Origin of the sequence: Variovorax sp. dw_308 (assembly GCF_019207085.1) — a bacterium.
Lineage (GTDB): Bacteria > Pseudomonadota > Gammaproteobacteria > Burkholderiales > Burkholderiaceae_C > Variovorax.
In genome coordinates this window covers 400,654-417,692 of record NZ_JAATOM010000001.1, presented here as the reverse complement: position 1 = coordinate 417,692, position 17,039 = coordinate 400,654, and the positions used below count along the sequence as shown (strand labels likewise).

Annotated in this window: 16 protein-coding genes; 9 read left to right on the top strand and 7 right to left on the bottom strand. The window is 66.7% G+C overall.

Going from position 1 to position 17,039, the window contains the following annotated elements; translation table 11 throughout:
- Positions 1-6 precede the first annotated feature (6 nt).
- Positions 7-579, bottom strand: coding sequence for a nucleoside 2-deoxyribosyltransferase (locus HCU76_RS01875; RefSeq protein ID WP_213955442.1), 573 nt, complete (start codon positions 577-579; stop codon positions 7-9).
- 8 nt (positions 580-587) lie between these two features.
- Positions 588-1,829, bottom strand: coding sequence for an amidohydrolase family protein (locus tag HCU76_RS01870; protein WP_213955441.1), 1,242 nt, complete (start codon positions 1,827-1,829; stop codon positions 588-590).
- Between the two features lie 140 nt (positions 1,830-1,969).
- Between HCU76_RS01870 and HCU76_RS01865 the strand changes: the two genes are divergently transcribed.
- The gene (locus tag HCU76_RS01865; protein ID WP_218508273.1) at positions 1,970-3,364 is read left to right on the top strand and encodes an FAD-binding oxidoreductase; all 1,395 of its coding nucleotides are present in this window, start codon (positions 1,970-1,972) and stop codon (positions 3,362-3,364) included.
- A gap of 138 nt (positions 3,365-3,502) precedes the next feature.
- The gene (locus tag HCU76_RS01860; protein WP_218508272.1) at positions 3,503-3,757 is read left to right on the top strand and encodes a hypothetical protein; all 255 of its coding nucleotides are present in this window, start codon (positions 3,503-3,505) and stop codon (positions 3,755-3,757) included.
- Between the two features lie 37 nt (positions 3,758-3,794).
- Here HCU76_RS01860 and HCU76_RS01855 read toward each other — a convergent pair whose 3' ends face one another.
- On the bottom strand, positions 3,795-5,135 hold the full coding sequence (locus HCU76_RS01855) for a glycerate kinase (RefSeq protein WP_218508271.1): 1,341 nt from the start codon (positions 5,133-5,135) through the stop codon (positions 3,795-3,797).
- A gap of 32 nt (positions 5,136-5,167) precedes the next feature.
- Between HCU76_RS01855 and HCU76_RS01850 the strand changes: the two genes are divergently transcribed.
- Positions 5,168-6,565 (top strand): 8-oxoguanine deaminase, encoded by a 1,398-nt coding sequence (locus HCU76_RS01850; protein WP_218508270.1) that lies wholly within the window; start codon positions 5,168-5,170, stop codon positions 6,563-6,565.
- A gap of 163 nt (positions 6,566-6,728) precedes the next feature.
- Here HCU76_RS01850 and HCU76_RS01845 read toward each other — a convergent pair whose 3' ends face one another.
- Both HCU76_RS01845 and xdhC read right to left on the bottom strand, forming a co-directional pair.
- Positions 6,729-7,934, bottom strand: a complete 1,206-nt coding sequence (locus HCU76_RS01845) for a urate hydroxylase PuuD (protein WP_213955436.1) — start codon at positions 7,932-7,934, stop codon at positions 6,729-6,731.
- A 160-nt stretch (positions 7,935-8,094) separates the two neighbouring features.
- Positions 8,095-8,904, bottom strand: coding sequence for a xanthine dehydrogenase accessory protein XdhC (gene xdhC, locus HCU76_RS01840; RefSeq protein WP_213955435.1), 810 nt, complete (start codon positions 8,902-8,904; stop codon positions 8,095-8,097).
- Positions 8,905-9,005: 101 nt separating this feature from the next.
- Here xdhC and HCU76_RS01835 point away from each other — a divergent pair, with 101 nt between their 5' ends.
- On the top strand, positions 9,006-9,500 hold the full coding sequence (locus HCU76_RS01835; protein WP_213955434.1) for a lytic transglycosylase domain-containing protein: 495 nt from the start codon (positions 9,006-9,008) through the stop codon (positions 9,498-9,500).
- A gap of 13 nt (positions 9,501-9,513) precedes the next feature.
- Here HCU76_RS01835 and uraH read toward each other — a convergent pair whose 3' ends face one another.
- Positions 9,514-9,864, bottom strand: coding sequence for a hydroxyisourate hydrolase (uraH, locus tag HCU76_RS01830; protein WP_213955433.1), 351 nt, complete (start codon positions 9,862-9,864; stop codon positions 9,514-9,516).
- Between the two features lie 87 nt (positions 9,865-9,951).
- Here uraH and HCU76_RS01825 point away from each other — a divergent pair, with 87 nt between their 5' ends.
- From HCU76_RS01825 to HCU76_RS37115, 5 genes are read left to right on the top strand one after another with little or no spacing between them, the layout of a single operon-like run.
- Positions 9,952-10,620 carry a GntR family transcriptional regulator gene (locus tag HCU76_RS01825; protein ID WP_213955489.1) on the top strand — a complete coding sequence of 223 codons (669 nt, stop codon included), beginning with the start codon at positions 9,952-9,954 and terminating at the stop codon, positions 10,618-10,620.
- A gap of 14 nt (positions 10,621-10,634) precedes the next feature.
- A complete protein-coding gene (puuE, locus tag HCU76_RS01820) occupies positions 10,635-11,573 on the top strand; it encodes an allantoinase PuuE (protein ID WP_213955432.1) in 939 nt (312 codons plus the stop codon).
- Positions 11,574-11,586: 13 nt separating this feature from the next.
- A complete protein-coding gene (gene uraD / locus HCU76_RS01815; RefSeq protein WP_218508269.1) occupies positions 11,587-13,353 on the top strand; it encodes a 2-oxo-4-hydroxy-4-carboxy-5-ureidoimidazoline decarboxylase in 1,767 nt (588 codons plus the stop codon).
- Positions 13,354-13,357: 4 nt separating this feature from the next.
- Positions 13,358-14,581, top strand: coding sequence for an ArgE/DapE family deacylase (locus HCU76_RS01810; RefSeq protein WP_218508268.1), 1,224 nt, complete (start codon positions 13,358-13,360; stop codon positions 14,579-14,581).
- Positions 14,582-14,586: 5 nt separating this feature from the next.
- Entirely contained in the window at positions 14,587-15,858 is a 1,272-nt protein-coding gene (locus tag HCU76_RS37115; RefSeq protein ID WP_371319738.1) for an alpha/beta hydrolase family protein, read from the top strand.
- Positions 15,859-15,887: 29 nt separating this feature from the next.
- Here HCU76_RS37115 and HCU76_RS01800 read toward each other — a convergent pair whose 3' ends face one another.
- On the bottom strand, positions 15,888-16,964 hold the full coding sequence (locus HCU76_RS01800; RefSeq protein ID WP_218508267.1) for an autotransporter outer membrane beta-barrel domain-containing protein: 1,077 nt from the start codon (positions 16,962-16,964) through the stop codon (positions 15,888-15,890).
- Between the last annotated feature and the right edge of the window lie 75 nt (positions 16,965-17,039).

Here is a 17,039-nt window from a genome sequence, read left to right as displayed (position 1 = left end):
GCGCCTTCAGCCCGGGCCAGGCGCCGGCACGTCGAGCAGCGCCGCCAGCCGCGCCAGCGCATCGACCGCCGACGGCGCCAGCGCTGTCGAGCGCGTCAGCATGAGGTTGAGCCGCTGCCCGAGCCCCTCGACCATCACGCCGCTTCCGGCTTCGCGCAGCACACCCTCGTCGTCGCGGATGCAGTCCACGGCGGCGCTCACCCTTTGCGCATAGCTGCCCTGCTCCACGCCATAGCCCACCACCGGCTTGCCCAGCGCCACCGCAAAGCCCACCTCGAACACCGTGCCCGAATCCGGCTCGTGCCCGCGAAAGCACATGAGGTTGGCCACGACGCCGTCGGCCTCCTGGATGAGCCGGATGTTGCCCTCGTAGATCCGTTGCGCACGCTCGTCATCGCTGCCGCCGGCCGCCTCGGCAATGGCGGCATCGGACGGCGCCAGGCCGACCATGCCCAGCCGCTCGCAATCCGCCTTCAGTGCCTGGAAGATGGCCGCGCTGTCGCGGAAGAAGACATCGGGGCCGGCAAGGTAGACACGAGGTCGGCGGGAGGCTGGAGCCTGGCGCGGGGTCAAGGGCATGGCGTTCATCAAAAGTGGATGATGCCTTCCTTCATGACCATGCGCAGGTTGGATTGCTGCTGCAGCAGCCGGACGTCGTCGGTCGGGTCGCCTTCCACCAGCAGCAGGTCGGCGAGGAAGCCTTCCCGCACCAGGCCCAGTTCATGGCGCAGCCCCATCAGGTCGGCGCCGACCGCGGTGGCGCAGCGCAGTGCCTCCGCCGTGCTGAAGCCGAAGAAGTCGACGAAGTGCGCGATGTCGCGCGCATTGGTGCCCATCGGCGTCAGGCTGAAGCCGTAGTCCCCGCCCACCACGATGCGCACGCCACGCTTGTGCAGTTCCTTGTAGGTGGCCACGCAACTGTCGAACTTGTGCTGCATCTTCATCTGCTCGACGGCCTCGCGCGGCATGCCGAAGAGGTGGTGCTCCTTCACCGTGTTGTGCAGGAGGCCGAACGCCGGGCCGACGAAAAGCTTGTCCTTGTTGGCCTCGAGCATGTCGAGCGCTTCGCTGTCGGCATAGTCGCAGTGGTAGATGCAATCGATGCCGGCACGCACCGCCATCTTCACGCTCTCGCTGGAGCGCGCGTGCGCCACGGTGGTCTTGCCGTACTTGCGCGCGATCTCCATGAAGGCGTCGAGTTCATCGACGCACAGCGGCGTCTGCTCGCCACGTGCATGGGGCACGAACTGGTCGCCCGAGATGTTGATCTTGAGGTTGTCCACGCCCTCCCGCACGCAGGTGCGTGCTGCCAGCCGCATCGCTTGCGGGCCGTCGGCCACCAGCCCGAAGCCGATGCGATCCTGGTGCATCTGGCCCTCGTCGCCCAAGCCGCCGGTCACCGTCAGTTCGGGACCGGCCGCACGCAGCCGCGGGCCGGCCAGCTGGCCCGCGTTGATCGCATTGCGCAAGGCCACGTCGATGCGCATGCGTGCCGATGCGGCCGAGAACGCGCTGGTGAAGCCATGCCGCAGCAACAGCGTCGCGTTGGCGGCCGAGGCCAGCACATGGTCTTCGGGCGGGATGTTGCCGACGTCGGCATTGGAAGTGAGGGCCGTGAACGACAGGTGGCAGTGGCCTTCGACCAGGCCCGGCATCAGGGTGCAACCGCTGCCGTCCATATGGCGGGCGACATCCGCCGCCTGCTCGCGCAAGGCGCCACGCTGCTCGCTGATCCTGGCGATCCGCGGGCCGTCCACGAGCACATCCGCCGCCCGCCGTCGGGCATGTTCCGCATCCCAGACCAGCGCGTTCTCGATGAGTGTCAACATGGTTCCACCGCGATAGAAGTGACCCGGACAGTGTCCGCGCGAAGCCCGCGCGCCGCAAGTCGCGCCCGCCGTTCGGCAGATTGTTTCCGTTGCCGCGCAGGCGTAGAGTTTCCGCCTCGCTGAGGCTTCAGGAGCCGGACATGACACAGCAGGCGAACGACCGCGTCGAGGCTTTCATTTCGGGATTCAACGGGCAGGCGCTCACTGCCGGGCATGCGGAATACGACAAGTCCCGCTCGCTCTGGAACGGCGTGATCGACCGCAAGCCGCTCTTGATCGCGCACTGCGACGCCGCGGCGCAGGTCGCCGACGCCATCCGCTTCGGCCGTGCGGAAGGCTTGGCCATCGCGGTGCGCGGCGGGGGCCACAGCTATGCCGGCAACTCCTGTTGCGACGGCGGCCTGATGATCCACCTCGGCACGATGAACAAGGTGGTCGTCGATCCGGTCAAGCGCCGCGCCGTGTGCGGCGGCGGCGCCACCTGGGGCGATCTCGACGCGGCCACGCAGGCGCACGGGCTGGCCACGCCGGGCGGCTTCATCAGCCACACCGGCATCGGCGGCCTCACGCTCGGCGGCGGCATCGGCTGGCTTTCGAAGCTCGCCGGCCTGTCCTGCGACAACCTGGTCGCCGCCGAGGTCGTCACGGCCGACTCGCGCATCCTGCGCGCCACGGCCGACGAGAACCCCGACCTCTTCTGGGCGCTGCGCGGCGGCGGCGGCAACTTCGGCGTGGTTACCTCCTTCGAGTTCGCGCTGCACCCGGTGGGCATGGTCAGCCTCGGGCTGTTCTTCTTCGGCCTGGAGCAGGGTGCGGAGGCGCTGCGCTTCTCGCGCGAATTGGTCAAGTCATTGCCCGCCAGCGTCAACGGCTTCCTCGCCATCGGCCTCAGCGCGCCGCCTGCGCCCTTCGTGCCGCCCGAGCATCACTTTCGCACCGGGCATGCGTTGCTGGTCGCGGGCCTCGGCCCCGAGGAAGAGCACCAGGCGGTGGTCGCGCAGGTCCGCAACGCCGTGCGCCCGCTCTTCGAATGGGTCACGCCGATTCCCTACGTCGCGCTCCAGCAACTGTTCAACGGCAGCGCGACCTGGGGTTCGCTCGGCTACGAGAAGGCGCTCTACCTCGACGAGCTGAGCGACGCGGCCATCGCCGTGATCGGCGAGCATGTGCCGAGGAAGACGAGCCCGCTCTCGTTCTGCCCCGTCTTCACGATGACGGGCGCCTACCGCACGCCAGCCGACGGCGACACGGCCTTCGGCGGCAGCCGCGGCGCGGGCTACGTCTTCAACATCGAGGCCGCCGCGGCGGACCTCGAGACCTACGAAGCCGACCGCGCCTGGGTGCGCAACTTCTGGGACGCGATGCGCCCGCATGCCACCGGCTCCGGCGGCTACGTCAACTTCATGGTCGACGCCGACGAGGACCGCGTGCGCGCCTCCTACGGCGATGCCAAGTACCAGCGCCTGGCCGCCATCAAGACCCGCTACGACCCCGACAACACCTTCCGCCTGAACGTCAACATCAAGCCGGCGTAGCGGATGGGCGCGGCGTTGCGGCGCCTCCCCAAGAATGAGTACGGCAATCGACCTATACGCCGTCTGGCCCTTTGCATTCGTGCTGCGCTGCAGCGACGATGAAGGCACGCGCCGTCCGGCGCAAGCAAAGGAGTCGCCATGGGCCCCGCCGCTTCCTTCTTTCGCACACCGCTTCTTGTCGCAGGCATGCTGCCCTTCTTCTGCGCCGCGCTGTCGGGCCCTGCCGGCCTCATCGCACCGCCGCCGGAGGAAGGCAGTCCGGCCTACCTGGCGGTCCAGCATGCGCGCGATGCCTTCTCCACCGAAGTCGAGATCGACCTGTCCGACACCGAGCAGGCACTGACGGCCATGCAGCAGGCCAACCAGATCGTTGCGCCGGGCTTCTATTTCTGAGCCGACAAGCCGACAAGCCGACAGGGCCGGGCTACCTCTACAAGACCAGCAGCGCGCGGAAGTCGTTGACGTTGGTGTTGGTCGGTCCCGTCACCAGCAGGTCGCCGATCGCATCGAAGTAGCCATACGCGTCGTTGCGGTCCAGGTGATCGCCGAGCTTCCGGCCGGCGGACGCCGCGCGGACCAGCGTGTCGGGCGTGACGAAGGCGCCCGCGTTGTCTTCCACGCCGTCGATGCCGTCGGTGTCCGCCGCCAGCGCCCACACCTGTGATTGCCCCATCAGCGCACTGGCCAGCCCCATGCAGAACTCACCCGCGCGACCGCCGCGGCCCCTGGCCTGGCCGGGCTGGCGTGGCCGGATCGTCACAGTGGTCTCGCCACCCGACAAGATCACGCAAGGCCGCGCGAAGGGCGCGCCGCGATGCGCCACGGCGCGGGCCAGCGCGGCATGCACCTTGCCCACTTCGCGCGACTCGCCTTCGATCTCGTCGCTGAGGATGTGCGCATCGATGCCCGCCGCGCGCGCCGCCGCGGCGGCTGCCTCGAGCGACTGCTGCGGCGCGGCAATCAGGTGCACCTCGTTCGTCGCGAAGATCGGATCCTGCGGGTCGGGCGTTTCCAGCGCGCCGCTTTCGAGGCTGGCGCGCACCGCTGGCGGAATCTCGATGCGATAGCGGTCCAGGATCGCCAGTGCATCGGCGCAGGTGCTGGCATCGGGCACCGTCGGCCCGCTGGCGATGATGGCCGGGTCATCGCCCGGGACGTCGCTGATCGTCAGCGTGACCACCTTGGCGGGCGCGCAGGCCGCTGCCAGCCTGCCCCCCTTGATACGCGACAGGTGCTTGCGCACGCAGTTCATCTCGCCGATGCCCGCGCCGCTGTCGAGCAGTTGCTTGTTGATGCGCTGCTTGTCGGCGAGCGTGAGCCCCTCGGCCGGCAGCACCAGCAACGACGAGCCGCCGCCCGAGATCAGGCACAGCACCAGGTCGTCCGCCGTGAGCCCGTTGGCCAGCGCGAGGATGCGCTGCGCGGCCTGTTCGCCCGCGGCATCCGGCACCGGGTGCGCCGCCTCGACGATCTCGATGCGTTGCGGCAAGCCTTCGGGCCGCGGCGGAATGTGGTCGTAGCGCGTGACCACCAGGCCCGACAGCGGCGCATCCGCGGGCCACAGCGCCTCCAGCGCCTGAGCCATCGAGCCCCCCGCCTTTCCCGCGCCCAGCACCAGCGTGCGCCCCTTCGGCGGCGCGGGCAGATGCGCGCCCATCGTGGACAGCGGAAGCGCACGATCCACCGCGACGCGATAGAGATGCTCCAGGAACTCGCGCGGCTGCGCGCGAGCATCCGGCACCGTCGACAGGCCGGTTTTTGATGCGATCATTTGTGCTTTGTCCAGTCAGGGATTACCGCGCGATGAGCACGCTTTTGATTCGAAATGCCGAGTGCATAGCCACCTTCGACAACCAGCGCAGCGAGCTGCGGCACGCATCGATTTATATCCGGGATCACCGCATCGAGGCGATCGGCGCCGATGCCGATATCGCCCGGTCTGCCGACGAGATCATCGACGCGCGCGGCCACCTCGTGGTGCCGGGGCTGGTCAACACGCACCACCACATGTACCAGTCGCTCACGCGCGCCATTCCGGGCGTGCAGGATGCCGAGTTGTTCTCCTGGCTGCGCGGGCTCTATCCGATCTGGGCCGGCCTCACGCCGGAGATGGTGCATGTGTCGACACAACTCGCCATGGCGGAATTGCTGCTCTCGGGCTGCACCACCAGCAGCGACCACCTCTACATCTACCCCAACGGCGTGCGCCTGGACGACAGCATCGAGGCCGCGCGCGAGATCGGCATGCGCTTCGTCGCCACGCGCGGCAGCATGAGCGTCGGCAAGTCGCAGGGGGGCCTGCCGCCCGACAGCGTGGTCGAGAAGGAAGACGCGATCCTGAAGGACACGCAGCGCCTGATCGAGACCTTTCACGATGCTTCGCACGGCGCGATGGTCAACGTGGCCGTCGCGCCCTGCTCGCCCTTCAGCGTGAGCCGCGACCTGATGCGTGAATCGGCCGTGCTGGCACGCCAATACGGGGTGCGGCTGCACACGCACCTGGCCGAGAACGACCACGACATCGCCTACAGCCGCGAGAAGTTCAACTGCACGCCCGCCGAATACGCGCAGGACCTCGGTTGGCTCGGACACGACGTGTGGCACGCGCACTGCGTGAAGCTCGACGCAGAGGGCATCGCGCTGTTCGCGAAGACGAAGACCGGCGTCGCCCACTGCCCCTGCAGCAACATGCGGCTGGCCTCGGGCATCGCACCGATCCGCAAGATGATCGACGCCGGCGTGCCGGTGGGCCTTGGCGTGGACGGCAGCGCCAGCAACGACGGTGCGCACATGGTCAACGAGGCGCGACAGGCCTTGCTGCTCGCCCGCGTCGGCCGCGCGCTGGAACCTTTCGGCTGCGACCACGGCCCTTCTGAAATGACGGCGCGCAACGCATTGGAAGTGGCCACGCGCGGCGGCGCCGAAGTGCTGGGCCGCCAGGACATCGGCCACCTCGCGCCAGGCATGTGCGCCGACCTCGCGTTGTTCGACTTGCGCACGCTGGGCTTTGCCGGCGGCGCGGTGCACGACCCGGTGGCCAGCCTGCTGCTGTGCGCGAGTCCGAACAGCGCGTGGACCATCGTCAACGGGCGCGCGGTGGTGCGCGAGGGACAGTTGGCGACGGTGGAGTTGGGTCTGTTGGTCGAGCGGCACAACCAGCTTGCCTTGCAGTTGGCGGCAGGTTCGCACTCGGGAGGCTGAACAAGTCCCCGTGAAAGAGAGCACCTCGGCCGGGGACAGGATGCCAGGCGCAAGCCATAGCCACAGCGAGGAATTGCAACGCCTCAGACGGAAAAAAGCCCCTGAATCATCAAGACTCAGGGGCTTCTTGCTTCGTGGCGCTACCGTGAAACCGCGCGTCAGGTCATTTCGTCGGCGCGCCGCCTTCAAACCACTTCCCGATCAGCGCCCGCTCCGCATCGGTGATGCCCGTCGCGTTGTTCATCGGCATGATCTTCGTGACCACCACCTGCTGGTAGATGCCCTGCGCATGCGCAGCCACCTGGTCGGGCGAATCGACCCGCACGTTCTTCATCTGCATCGCCGTGCCGTGGCACATGTAGCAGCGCTGCTCCAGCACCTTCTGCACCTCGCCGAAGGACACCTTCTGCTCCACCGCGCCAGGCGCTGGCGCCGCGGCCGGCTCCGGCTTCATCCACACGATGGTCAGGCCCAGCACCGCGATGCCGAACAGCGCGTACGGCAGCGGGTTGCCCGCATTGCCCAGCTTGAAGCGGTGCCGCACCACGAAGAACTGGCGGATCGCCGCGCCGCCCAGCATGATGAGCAGCAGCACGATCCAGTTGTACTGGTGCGTATAGGTGAAGCTGTAGTGGTTGCTCAGCATCGCGAACAGCACCGGCAGCGTGAAGTAGGTGTTGTGCACGCTGCGCTGCTTGCCGCGCTGGCCGTGCACCGGGTCGACCGGCTGGCCTGCGCGCAGCGCCGCGACGTTCTTGCGCTGGCCGGGGATGATCCAGAAGAACACGTTGCCGCTCATGGTCGTGGCCATCATGGCGCCAACCAGCAGGAAGGCCGCGCGGCCCGCGAACAGGTGGCAGGCCAGCCAGGTCGCGAACACGATGAACAGCGCGATCAGCACGCCGACGACGGTGTCGCCGTTCTTGCGCTTGCCGAAGATCTGGCAGATGCCGTCGTAGACCATCCAGAACACGACGAAGAAGGCCAGCGCCACGCCGATGGCGGCGCCGGGTTGCCAGTCCATCTTGCTCTTGTCGATGAGGTAGGTGCTCGCGTTCCACAGGTACGACATGGTGAAGAGCGAGAACCCGGTGATCCAGGTGGTGTAGCTCTCCCAGTACGACCAGTGCAGGTGGTCCGGCAGCACCTTGGGCGCCAGCAGGTACTTCTGCATGTTGTAGAAGCCGCCGCCGTGCACGGCCCATTGCTCGCCGCCCACACCCTTGTCGAGCGATTCCTGGTCTTGCGGCCTTTCGAGGCTGTTGTCCAGCATCACGAAATAGAACGAGGCGCCGATCCATGCGACCGCGGTGATGACGTGGACCCACCGCAGGAGCAGATTGGCCCAATCGAGGTAGTAGCTTTCCATGATGCTCTCAACCCTGGCGGCACTGCTTGGCGCCGCGTTTATGTTTACCTCTGCTCACCACTGCGGGGCTGTGAACAGAAAGAAAGCCGCGATTCCCTCGCTCCGCTGCGGCTTGTGGACCGAAGTGTATACAATTTTTTCGCGCTGCGTCCATAGTTTTTCAGCCTTGGCGCAGTTGCAACAACTGTGCCGCAACCGCAACGGCGATCACCTCCGGCTCCTTGCCGGTGATGCCCGGCACGCCGATGGGGCACGTAATCCGCGCCAGCTCGCTTTCCGCAAACCCGCGCGCCTCCAGCCTGTGCCTGAAGGTCGCCCATTTGGTCTTGCTGCCGATCAGGCCGACATAAGGCAGGTCATCGCGCTCGCGCAGGCGCTTCAGGCAGGCGATGACGATGTCGAGGTCTTCCGCATGGCTGAAGCTCATGATCACCACGTGCGAACCGGGCGCAAGCTGGGCCACTGCGTCCTGCACCGGCTCGGAGTATTCGGTTTCGACCTGCGCCGGCAGGGCGTCGGGGAACACGCCGTCCCGGCTGTCGATCCAGCGCACCGAATACGGCAGGCCGGCCAGCAAGCGCGCCAGCGCCGCGCCTACGTGGCCGCCGCCGAACAGCGCCGCCGGCGCCAGCCGGGCCACGAGTTCGCGCTGCAGTGCGGCACGGTCGCCTGCCGAGATGTGCTGATACGAAAGAAACACCACGCCGCCGCAACACTGTCCCAGGCTCGGGCCGAGCGGGTAGCGCCGCACCTCAGGGATGGGCGCGCCGCCCAACAGCCAGTCGCGTGCCTCCTGCGTGGCCTGGAACTCGAGCTGGCCGCCGCCGATGGTGGCGGTGAGCCCATCGGCCCAGACCGCCATCCAGGTGCCGGCTTCGCGCGGCGCGGAGCCCTGGGTGCGGGTGATGCGCACCAGCACGCCGTCCTCGCGCGACAGGCGGTCGAGCAGCAGGTCGACGTCGCCGCTCACTGGAACATCTCCAGGCCGTGCGCCGCGGTCGGGACCTGCCGGGCAAGGCGCCGAAACCTCCAGTTGCCCTCGGGTTTTGCGAGCACGGTATAACCCCGCCGATGAACCTTTCGCCCACCCTGCGCCGACTCGCCCAAGCCAGCGCCCTGCTCTGCGCCGCGTGGCTCGCCGGCTGCGGCAGCACCGGCACCGTTCCCGGCCAGTTGAGCAATGCCACGCCGGGCCGCGACAAGGCCGCGACCGCCCCGCCCCGCCCGTCGAACGCCGGCACTGCACGCGACTACCGGCGCGATGCCGCCCGCCACATCTACGAGATCAATGCGCAACGCATCTACGAGGGCAAGCTGCCGCCGATGCTCTATGCCATCGGCACGCTGGAGGTGAATGTCGACGCCGGCGGCAAGGTCGTCTCGATGCACTGGATGCGTGCGCCGCAGCATGCGCCGGAGGTCATTGCCGAGATCGAGCGCACCGTGCTCGCCGCCTCGCCCTTCCCCGTCGCCACGAAGCTGGGCAAGGTGACGTACACCGACACCTGGCTGTGGGACAAGGGCGGTCGCTTTCAACTGGACACACTCAGCGAAGGGCAGCTGTAACCACTGACGCGGTTCACGAACCGCGGTAGGTGGAATAGCTCCAGGGGCTGACCAGCAACGGCACGTGATAGTGCTGGTCGGTATGCGCCACGCCGAAGTCCAGCGCCACCTTGTTCAGGAAATTGGGCTCGGGCAGCGTCACGCCCTTCGCCTTGAAATAGCCCGCCACGTCGAACACCAACCGGTAGGTGCCGACCTTGATGGTGGTGTTGTCGTATAGCGGGCCGTCGCTGCGGCCGTCGTGGTTCAGCGTGAACTGGCGCACCAGCGTGGCCTGCTCGCCGTCGGTGGTGTAAAGCGCCACGGACATGCCGGCCGCCGGGCCGCCATGCATCGTGTCGAGTACGTGTGTGCTCAAGCCCATGAGAAACGCTCCTGGAAATTTTGTCGCGGGAAATTCCGGTGGACAAAAGTGTATACAGTTCTTGACTTTCGGACTATCATAAAAATCATGGAGTCCTCATCCGCCACTCGCTCTATCGTCGACGCGCTGACCAAAGCCATTGTCGACCACCGCCTGCAGCCCGGCACCAAGCTGGCCGAGCAGAAGCTGGCGGACCACTTCGGCGTGTCGCGCACGCTGGTCAGGCAAGCCCTGTTCCAGCTCTCGCAAAACCGCTTGATCCGGCTGGAGCCCGCGCGCGGTGCCTTCGTGGCGGCGCCTGCGGTGGACGAGGCAAGGCAGGTTTTCGCGGTGCGCCGCATGCTCGAAGCCGAGATGACGCGCGCCTTCGTGCGCACCGTCACCCCGGCCAAGATCAAGGCGTTGAAGGAACACGTGGCGCTGGAGAAATCCGCCGTCGCAGGCGAGGACATCTCGGGCCGCACCGAGTTGCTGGGCGACTTCCATGTGCGCATGGCGGAACTCATGGGCAACACGGTATTGGCCCAGATCCTGGGAGAGCTGATTTCACGCTGCGCTTTGATCACCTTGATGTATCAGAGCGCCAGTGCAGCAGAACATTCGAATGATGAGCACGCCGACATCGTGAAAGCGCTGGCGGCGAGGGACGAAGAACGCGCAGTGCGCCTGATGACTGAACACCTTGAGAACGTCGAGGCCAACCTGACCTTCGACCGCAAGGTTCCGACAAACGATATTTCCCTCGCGCTGTCCTAGCGGCGCAAACCATCATGAGCGATTCCCCGAAGACTCCCTACCCAAGGGACATGATCGGCTACGGCCGCAATGTTCCCCATGCCCAGTGGCCCAACGGCGCGAAGATCGCCGTCCAGTTCGTCCTCAACTACGAGGAAGGCGGCGAAAACAACGTGCTGCACGGCGACCCGACCTCGGAGACCTTCCTCTCCGAACTGGTCACCGCGCAGGCCTACGAAAACCGCCACATGACGATGGAGTCGATGTACGAGTACGGCTCGCGCGCCGGCGTCTGGCGCATCCTGCGCGAGTTCGAATCGCGCGGCTTGCCGATGACCGTCTTCGGTGTCGGCATGGCCCTGCAGCGCTACCCCGAGCTGCTCGACGTATTCCTGAAGAACGACTACGAGATCGCCAACCACGGCCTGCGCTGGATCCACTACCAGAACCTGCCCGCGTCCAACGAGAAGCGGCACATGGACCTGGCCACGCATGTCATCCGCGACATGACCAAGGGCCAGTGGCCGCTGGGCTGGTACACCGGCCGCGACAGCCCCAACACGCGCCGCCTGCTGGCCGACCACGGCGGCTACGAGTACGACAGCGACTATTACGGCGACGACCTGCCTTTCTACATGCAGGTCACCAAGTCCGACGGCAGCGTGGTGCCGCACCTGGTGGTGCCCTACTCGCTCGACTGCAACGACATGCGCTTCGTGCAGGCCCAGGGCTTCAACACCGGCGAGCACTTCTTCAACTACCTGCGCGACAGCTTCGACGCGCTGTATGCCGAAGGCGAAGAGGCGCCCAAGATGATGAGCATCGGCATGCATTGCCGCCTGCTCGGAAAGCCCGGCCGCATCGGCGCGTTGAAGCGCTTCCTCGACCATGTGCAGAAGCACGACAAGGTCTGGGTATGCCGCCGCATCGACATCGCACAGCACTGGAAGAAAGTGCACCCGTTCACTGCATAAAGGGAGACTCCAAATGGCACTGACCATCGAACAACTGAACAGCGCTTCGGCGCCTGAAGCCGTCGCCATGCTCGACGGCATCTACGAGCACTCGCCCTGGGTGGGCGAGCGCGCGCTGGCCGAGCGGCCCTTCAAGTCGCTCGCGCATCTGAAGTTGGCGATGGTGCAGGTGCTGGAGCGTGCCAGCGAGGACGAGAAGCTCGGCCTGATCCGCGTGCACCCCGAGCTGGCCGGCAAGGCGATGGAAGCCAAGACGCTGACTGCCGAATCGACCAACGAGCAGGGCAAGGCCGGCCTCACCAACTGCACGCCCGAAGAACTCGCACACATTCGCGGGCTCAACAAGGCCTACGGCGAGAAGTTCGGCTTCCCCTTCATCCTCGCGGTGCGCGGGCCGCGCGGCACGGGGCTGAACAAGAAGACCATCATCGAGACCTTCGAGCGCCGCGTGCACCATCACCCCTCGTTCGAACTGGGCGAGGCGATGCGCAACATCCACCGCATCGCAGAGATCCGCCTGAACGACAAGTTCGGCCGCGACATCACGCTGGGCAACGAGGTGTGGGATTGGCAGGAACAACTCGCGGTCTACACCGACTCGGGCTATGCCGAACTGGGCCAGCTCACCGTCACCTACCTCACCGACGCGCACCGCGCCTGTGCCGCACTGATCTCCACCTGGATGACCGAGTGCGGCTTCGACTCGGTGCACATCGACGCGGTCGGCAACGTGGTCGGCCGCTACGAAGGCGCGACGCCTGGCGCCAAGGCGCTGATCACCGGCTCGCACTACGACACCGTGCGCAACGGCGGCAAGTACGACGGCCGGCTCGGCATCTTCGTGCCGATGGCCTGCGTGCGCGAACTCCATCGCCAGGGCAAGCGCCTGCCCTTCGCCTTCGAAGTGGTCGGCTTCGCGGAAGAGGAAGGCCAGCGCTACAAGGCCACCTTCCTCGGCTCCGGCGCACTCATCGGCCACTTCAATTCCGAGTGGCTCGAACAAAAGGATGCCGATGGCATCACGATGCGCGAAGCGATGAAGCATGCGGGCCTCAAGGAAGAAGACATCCCGAAGATCCAGCGCGACCCGGCGCAGTACCTCGGCTTCGTCGAGGTGCATATCGAGCAGGGGCCGGTGCTGACCGAGAAGGACTTGCCGCTCGGGATCGTCACCTCGATCAACGGCAGTGTGCGCTATGTGGGCGAAATCATCGGCATGGCCAGCCATGCCGGCACCACGCCGATGGACCGCCGTCGCGATGCAGCCGCGGCCGTCTCCGAGCTGATTCTGTTCGCCGAGCAACGCGCGGCGAAGGATGGCGATTCGGTTGCCACCGTCGGCATGCTCCAGGTGCCGAACGGCTCCATCAATGTCGTGCCGGGCAACTGCAAGTTCAGCCTCGACATCCGCGCGCCCAACAACGCGCAGCGCGACGCCGTCGCCAACGACGTGCTGGCCGCATTGAAGGACATCTGCGAACGCCGCAGCGTGCGCTACACGCTGGAAGAAACCATGCGCGCCGCAGCCGCGCCGAGCGCGCCCGAATGGCAGAAGCGCTGGGAAGATGCGGTCGACTCGCTCGGCCTGCCGCTGTTCCGCATGCCCAGCGGCGCCGGCCACGATGCGATGAAGCTGCACGAGGTGATGCCGCAAGCCATGCTGTTCGTGCGCGGCATCAATTCCGGCATCAGCCACAACCCGCTCGAATCGAGCACCTCGGACGACATGCAACTGGCCGTCGAGGCCTTCCAGCATCTCTTGAACAAACTGACGGCCTGAACATATGACTGACTACGCAAAGCTAGACGCCTGGATCGACGCTCACTTCGACGAGGAAGTGACGTACCTGCAGCAACTGGTGCAGGTGCCCACCGACACGCCGCCCGGCAACAACGCACCGCATGCGGAGCGCACCGCAGAACTGCTGAAGGACTTCGGCTTCGAAGCCGAGAAGCACGCCGTGCCCGAGCAGGAAGTGAAGGACTACGGCCTCGAATCGATCACCAACCTGATCGTGCGCCGCAAGTACGGCCCCGGCCGCACCATCGCGCTCAATGCCCACGGCGACGTGGTGCCACCGGGCGAAGGCTGGACGCACGACCCCTACGGCGGCGAGATCAAGGATGGCGCGCTCTATGGACGCGCCGCTGCGGTCAGCAAGAGCGACTTCGCGAGCTTCACCTTCGCGCTGCGCGCGCTCGAAGCCGTCGTGCAGCCGAGCAAGGGCAGCGTGGAACTGCACTTCACCTACGACGAGGAATTCGGCGGCCTGCTCGGCCCCGGCTGGCTGTTGCAGAAGCAGCTGACCAAGCCCGACCTGATGATCGCGGCAGGCTTCAGCTACGAAGTCGTCACGGCCCACAACGGCTGCCTGCAGATGGAAGTGACAGTGCACGGCAAGATGGCCCACGCGGCCATCCCGACCAGCGGCGTCGACGCGCTGCAGGGCGCGACGAAGATCCTTACGGCGCTGTATGCGCAGAACAGGCTCTACCAGCAGGTCACCTCCAAGGTCGAGGGCATCACGCACCCCTACGTGAACGTGGGCCGAATCGAAGGCGGCACCAACACCAACGTGGTGCCCGGCAAGGTCATCCTGAAGATCGACCGCCGCATGATCCCCGAGGAAAACCCGGTCGAGGTCGAGGCCAGCATCCGCAAGGTGATTGCCGATGCGGCGGCGGAAATGCCGGGCATCACGGTCGACATCAAGCGCCTGCTGCTCGCCAACTCGATGCAGCCGTCGCCCGGCAACAAGCCGCTGGTCGACGCGATCCAGAAACACGGCGAGGCCATCTTCGGCGAGCCCCTCAAGGCCGTCGGCACGCCGCTCTACACCGACGTGCGGCTGTACGGCGAAGCCGGTATCCCCGGCGTGATCTACGGCGCCGGCCCGCGCACCGTGCTCGAGTCGCATGCCAAGCGCAGCGACGAACGCCTGGTGCTGGAAGACCTGCGACGCGCCACCAAGGTGGTCGCGCGCACGCTGGCGGATCTGCTGGCCTGAGCGCGGTGCTCCGGCGCGCGCTCTTCATCGGCCTTGTCCTGTGGGCCGGCATGGCGTTTGGCCAGACGCGCTGGCCGGACTACATGTCCTCACTGGAGCCCGAGGCTTCGGAGAGCGCCGTCCTGGCCGCACTCCCGGCGGACGCAGCGGTGCGCGCACCAGACACCTCACTGCCGGCGTCCCTCCAACGCTGGAGCGGCAAGTGGTCGGGCTGGGCATGCGCGGCGCGCATCTGCGACGTCAGGCTGGCTGTCGAGCAGGTCAGTGATCAGGGTGCGACGATCGTCTATGCCGCGGCGTCCTCCGCGATGGGGCGCTACAGCGAACGATTCGATGCGCGCTTCAATGCCGACGGCGAACTGCAGGGCACGCTGACCAATGGCAGGCAGCTCGTGTTCCGCCTGCGTGACGCTGGCGTGATGGAGTTCCTGTCTCGCCGCAGTGCGACGGAGTTCGCCGCAGGCGTCTTGTCCAGGGACGATGCCGGCGGGCCGCAACGCGTGGTCGAACGCATTCCGACACCCTTCGTCGAAGGAGGCAAGCCCGTGACGCTTGAAGTCGTGATCTTCAAGCCGGCGGGCGCAGGGCCCTTCCCCTTGCTGATGGTCAACCATGGCTCGACCGGCAATGGCGACAACCCCGCCCTCTTCACCAGCACCTTTACCAGCCCGACCCTCACGCAGTACTTCACCGGCAAGGGATGGATGGTCGCGTACCCGCAGCGGCGCGGCCGAGGGAAGTCGGACGGGCTCTATGACGAAGGCTTCAACCGCGAACGCTCGGCCTACAGCTGCAATCCAGCGCTTTCACTGGCGGGCTTCGACCACGCGCTGGCTGACGTCGATGCAGCCGCCGACTTCCTGCTCGCCAAACCCGAGGTCGACGCCGGGCGCAGCGTGATCGCCGGCGTCTCGAGGGGCGGCGTCCTGTCGGTCGCCTACGCCGGCATGCACCCCGAGCGCTTTGCAGGCGTCATCAACTTCGTCGGCGGCTGGATGGGCGACGGCTGCCCGCAAGTGGACGCCATCAACGCACCGGCCTTCGAACGCGGCGCAGCGTTCAGGAAACCCGAACTCTGGCTCTACGGCGAGAACGATCCGTACTACAAGGTCACGCACAGCCGCAAGAATCACGATGCCTTTGTCGCCGCCGGTGGCAAGGCCGACTTCATGGTCATCGACCCCGGCGCCGGTCAAGGCGGCCACGGCATCCATGCGCGGCCCGAACTCTGGCGCAATGCCGTGGAGCGCTACCTCGGCGAGATCGCCCACCCCTGAATGAAACCACCGGGCCTGCTGGCACCTGATCACCAGCTGTACTTCATCCCCGCCCGCGCCGTCCAGGCGCTGTACGACGACCCCGCCTGCCACCCGATATCCCCCCATCCGGCCCACCCGCCTGCGAACCGGAGGTCGGCGCCGGCCTTCAGTTCGTAGCGGCTGGTGGGAAACACGTCCTTGCTCGGCAACTGACTGCCGTACGTCAGCTCATCCTCCAGGTGGTCGTAGAGCCAGTTGATGGCCGCATAGGGCTTGATGCGCGTGTCGCCGTCCCCGATCCAGCCAGGGTACATGCGCACGCCCAGGCGCGACGTCCAGCCGCCGCGCTTTGCGCCGTCGACCTGGGTGCCGTCGGACTGAGTCACGTTGTAGGCGTGGTTGTGGGCATAGATGAGTTGGCCTTGGGGCTGGATCACCCAGGAACTGTTGTCCGACAGGCGCAGCGCATAGCCTGTCTCGACCGACGCCATGCCGTTGTGCGACGTATAGCTGGCTTGCCGGATCAGCGGACTCTCGACCTCGTTGCGGAAGCGGGCGTATTGCGTCCAGGTGTCGGCATACCAGCCGAGCCGGGTCTGGTCGTCCTGGTACCAGGTGGCATAGAAGCCGAAGCCGCCGCCATCGGTGCGACCCTGCGCGGTGAACAGGCGGCCGGGTGCGGTGCCGTCGGTGCGGCCGCCGCCGACGCTGAGCAACGCACCCACCGACAGCCGGCCGGTGCTGCCCAGCGACCATTGCCAGACATCCACGCCGGCCTGCAAGACGGCCTGCTTGCTGTCGACACCGAAGCCGATGCCGTCATCCTTCAGGCGGAAGCCCTCGCCGCCCGTGCGCATCCAGAAGCCGCGGCCCGCACCCGACACGCCCTGGCTTGCCGTGGGCACGGAACCGTCGCCCATCCTGTCGTCGAGGCCGTAGACGAAGAGCAGATCCGTGATGCGGCGATTGCCCATGTACGCGCCGGTTTCGGGCCGAAGCGAAGTGCCGCAAGAAAGGCCAAGGCCCGCGCTTGCCGGCACGCATTGCGCCAGCGCGCCACCGCCGCCACCGCACAGCAGGACCGCGATTGCAAGGGACGAGCGATGCACGGATTCGGCCTCCATGTCAGACGACACATCAGGGCCTGTTCTCAGGCGCGTTCGAACGAATTCTGGAGAAAGTAAATGACTGTCACCTGA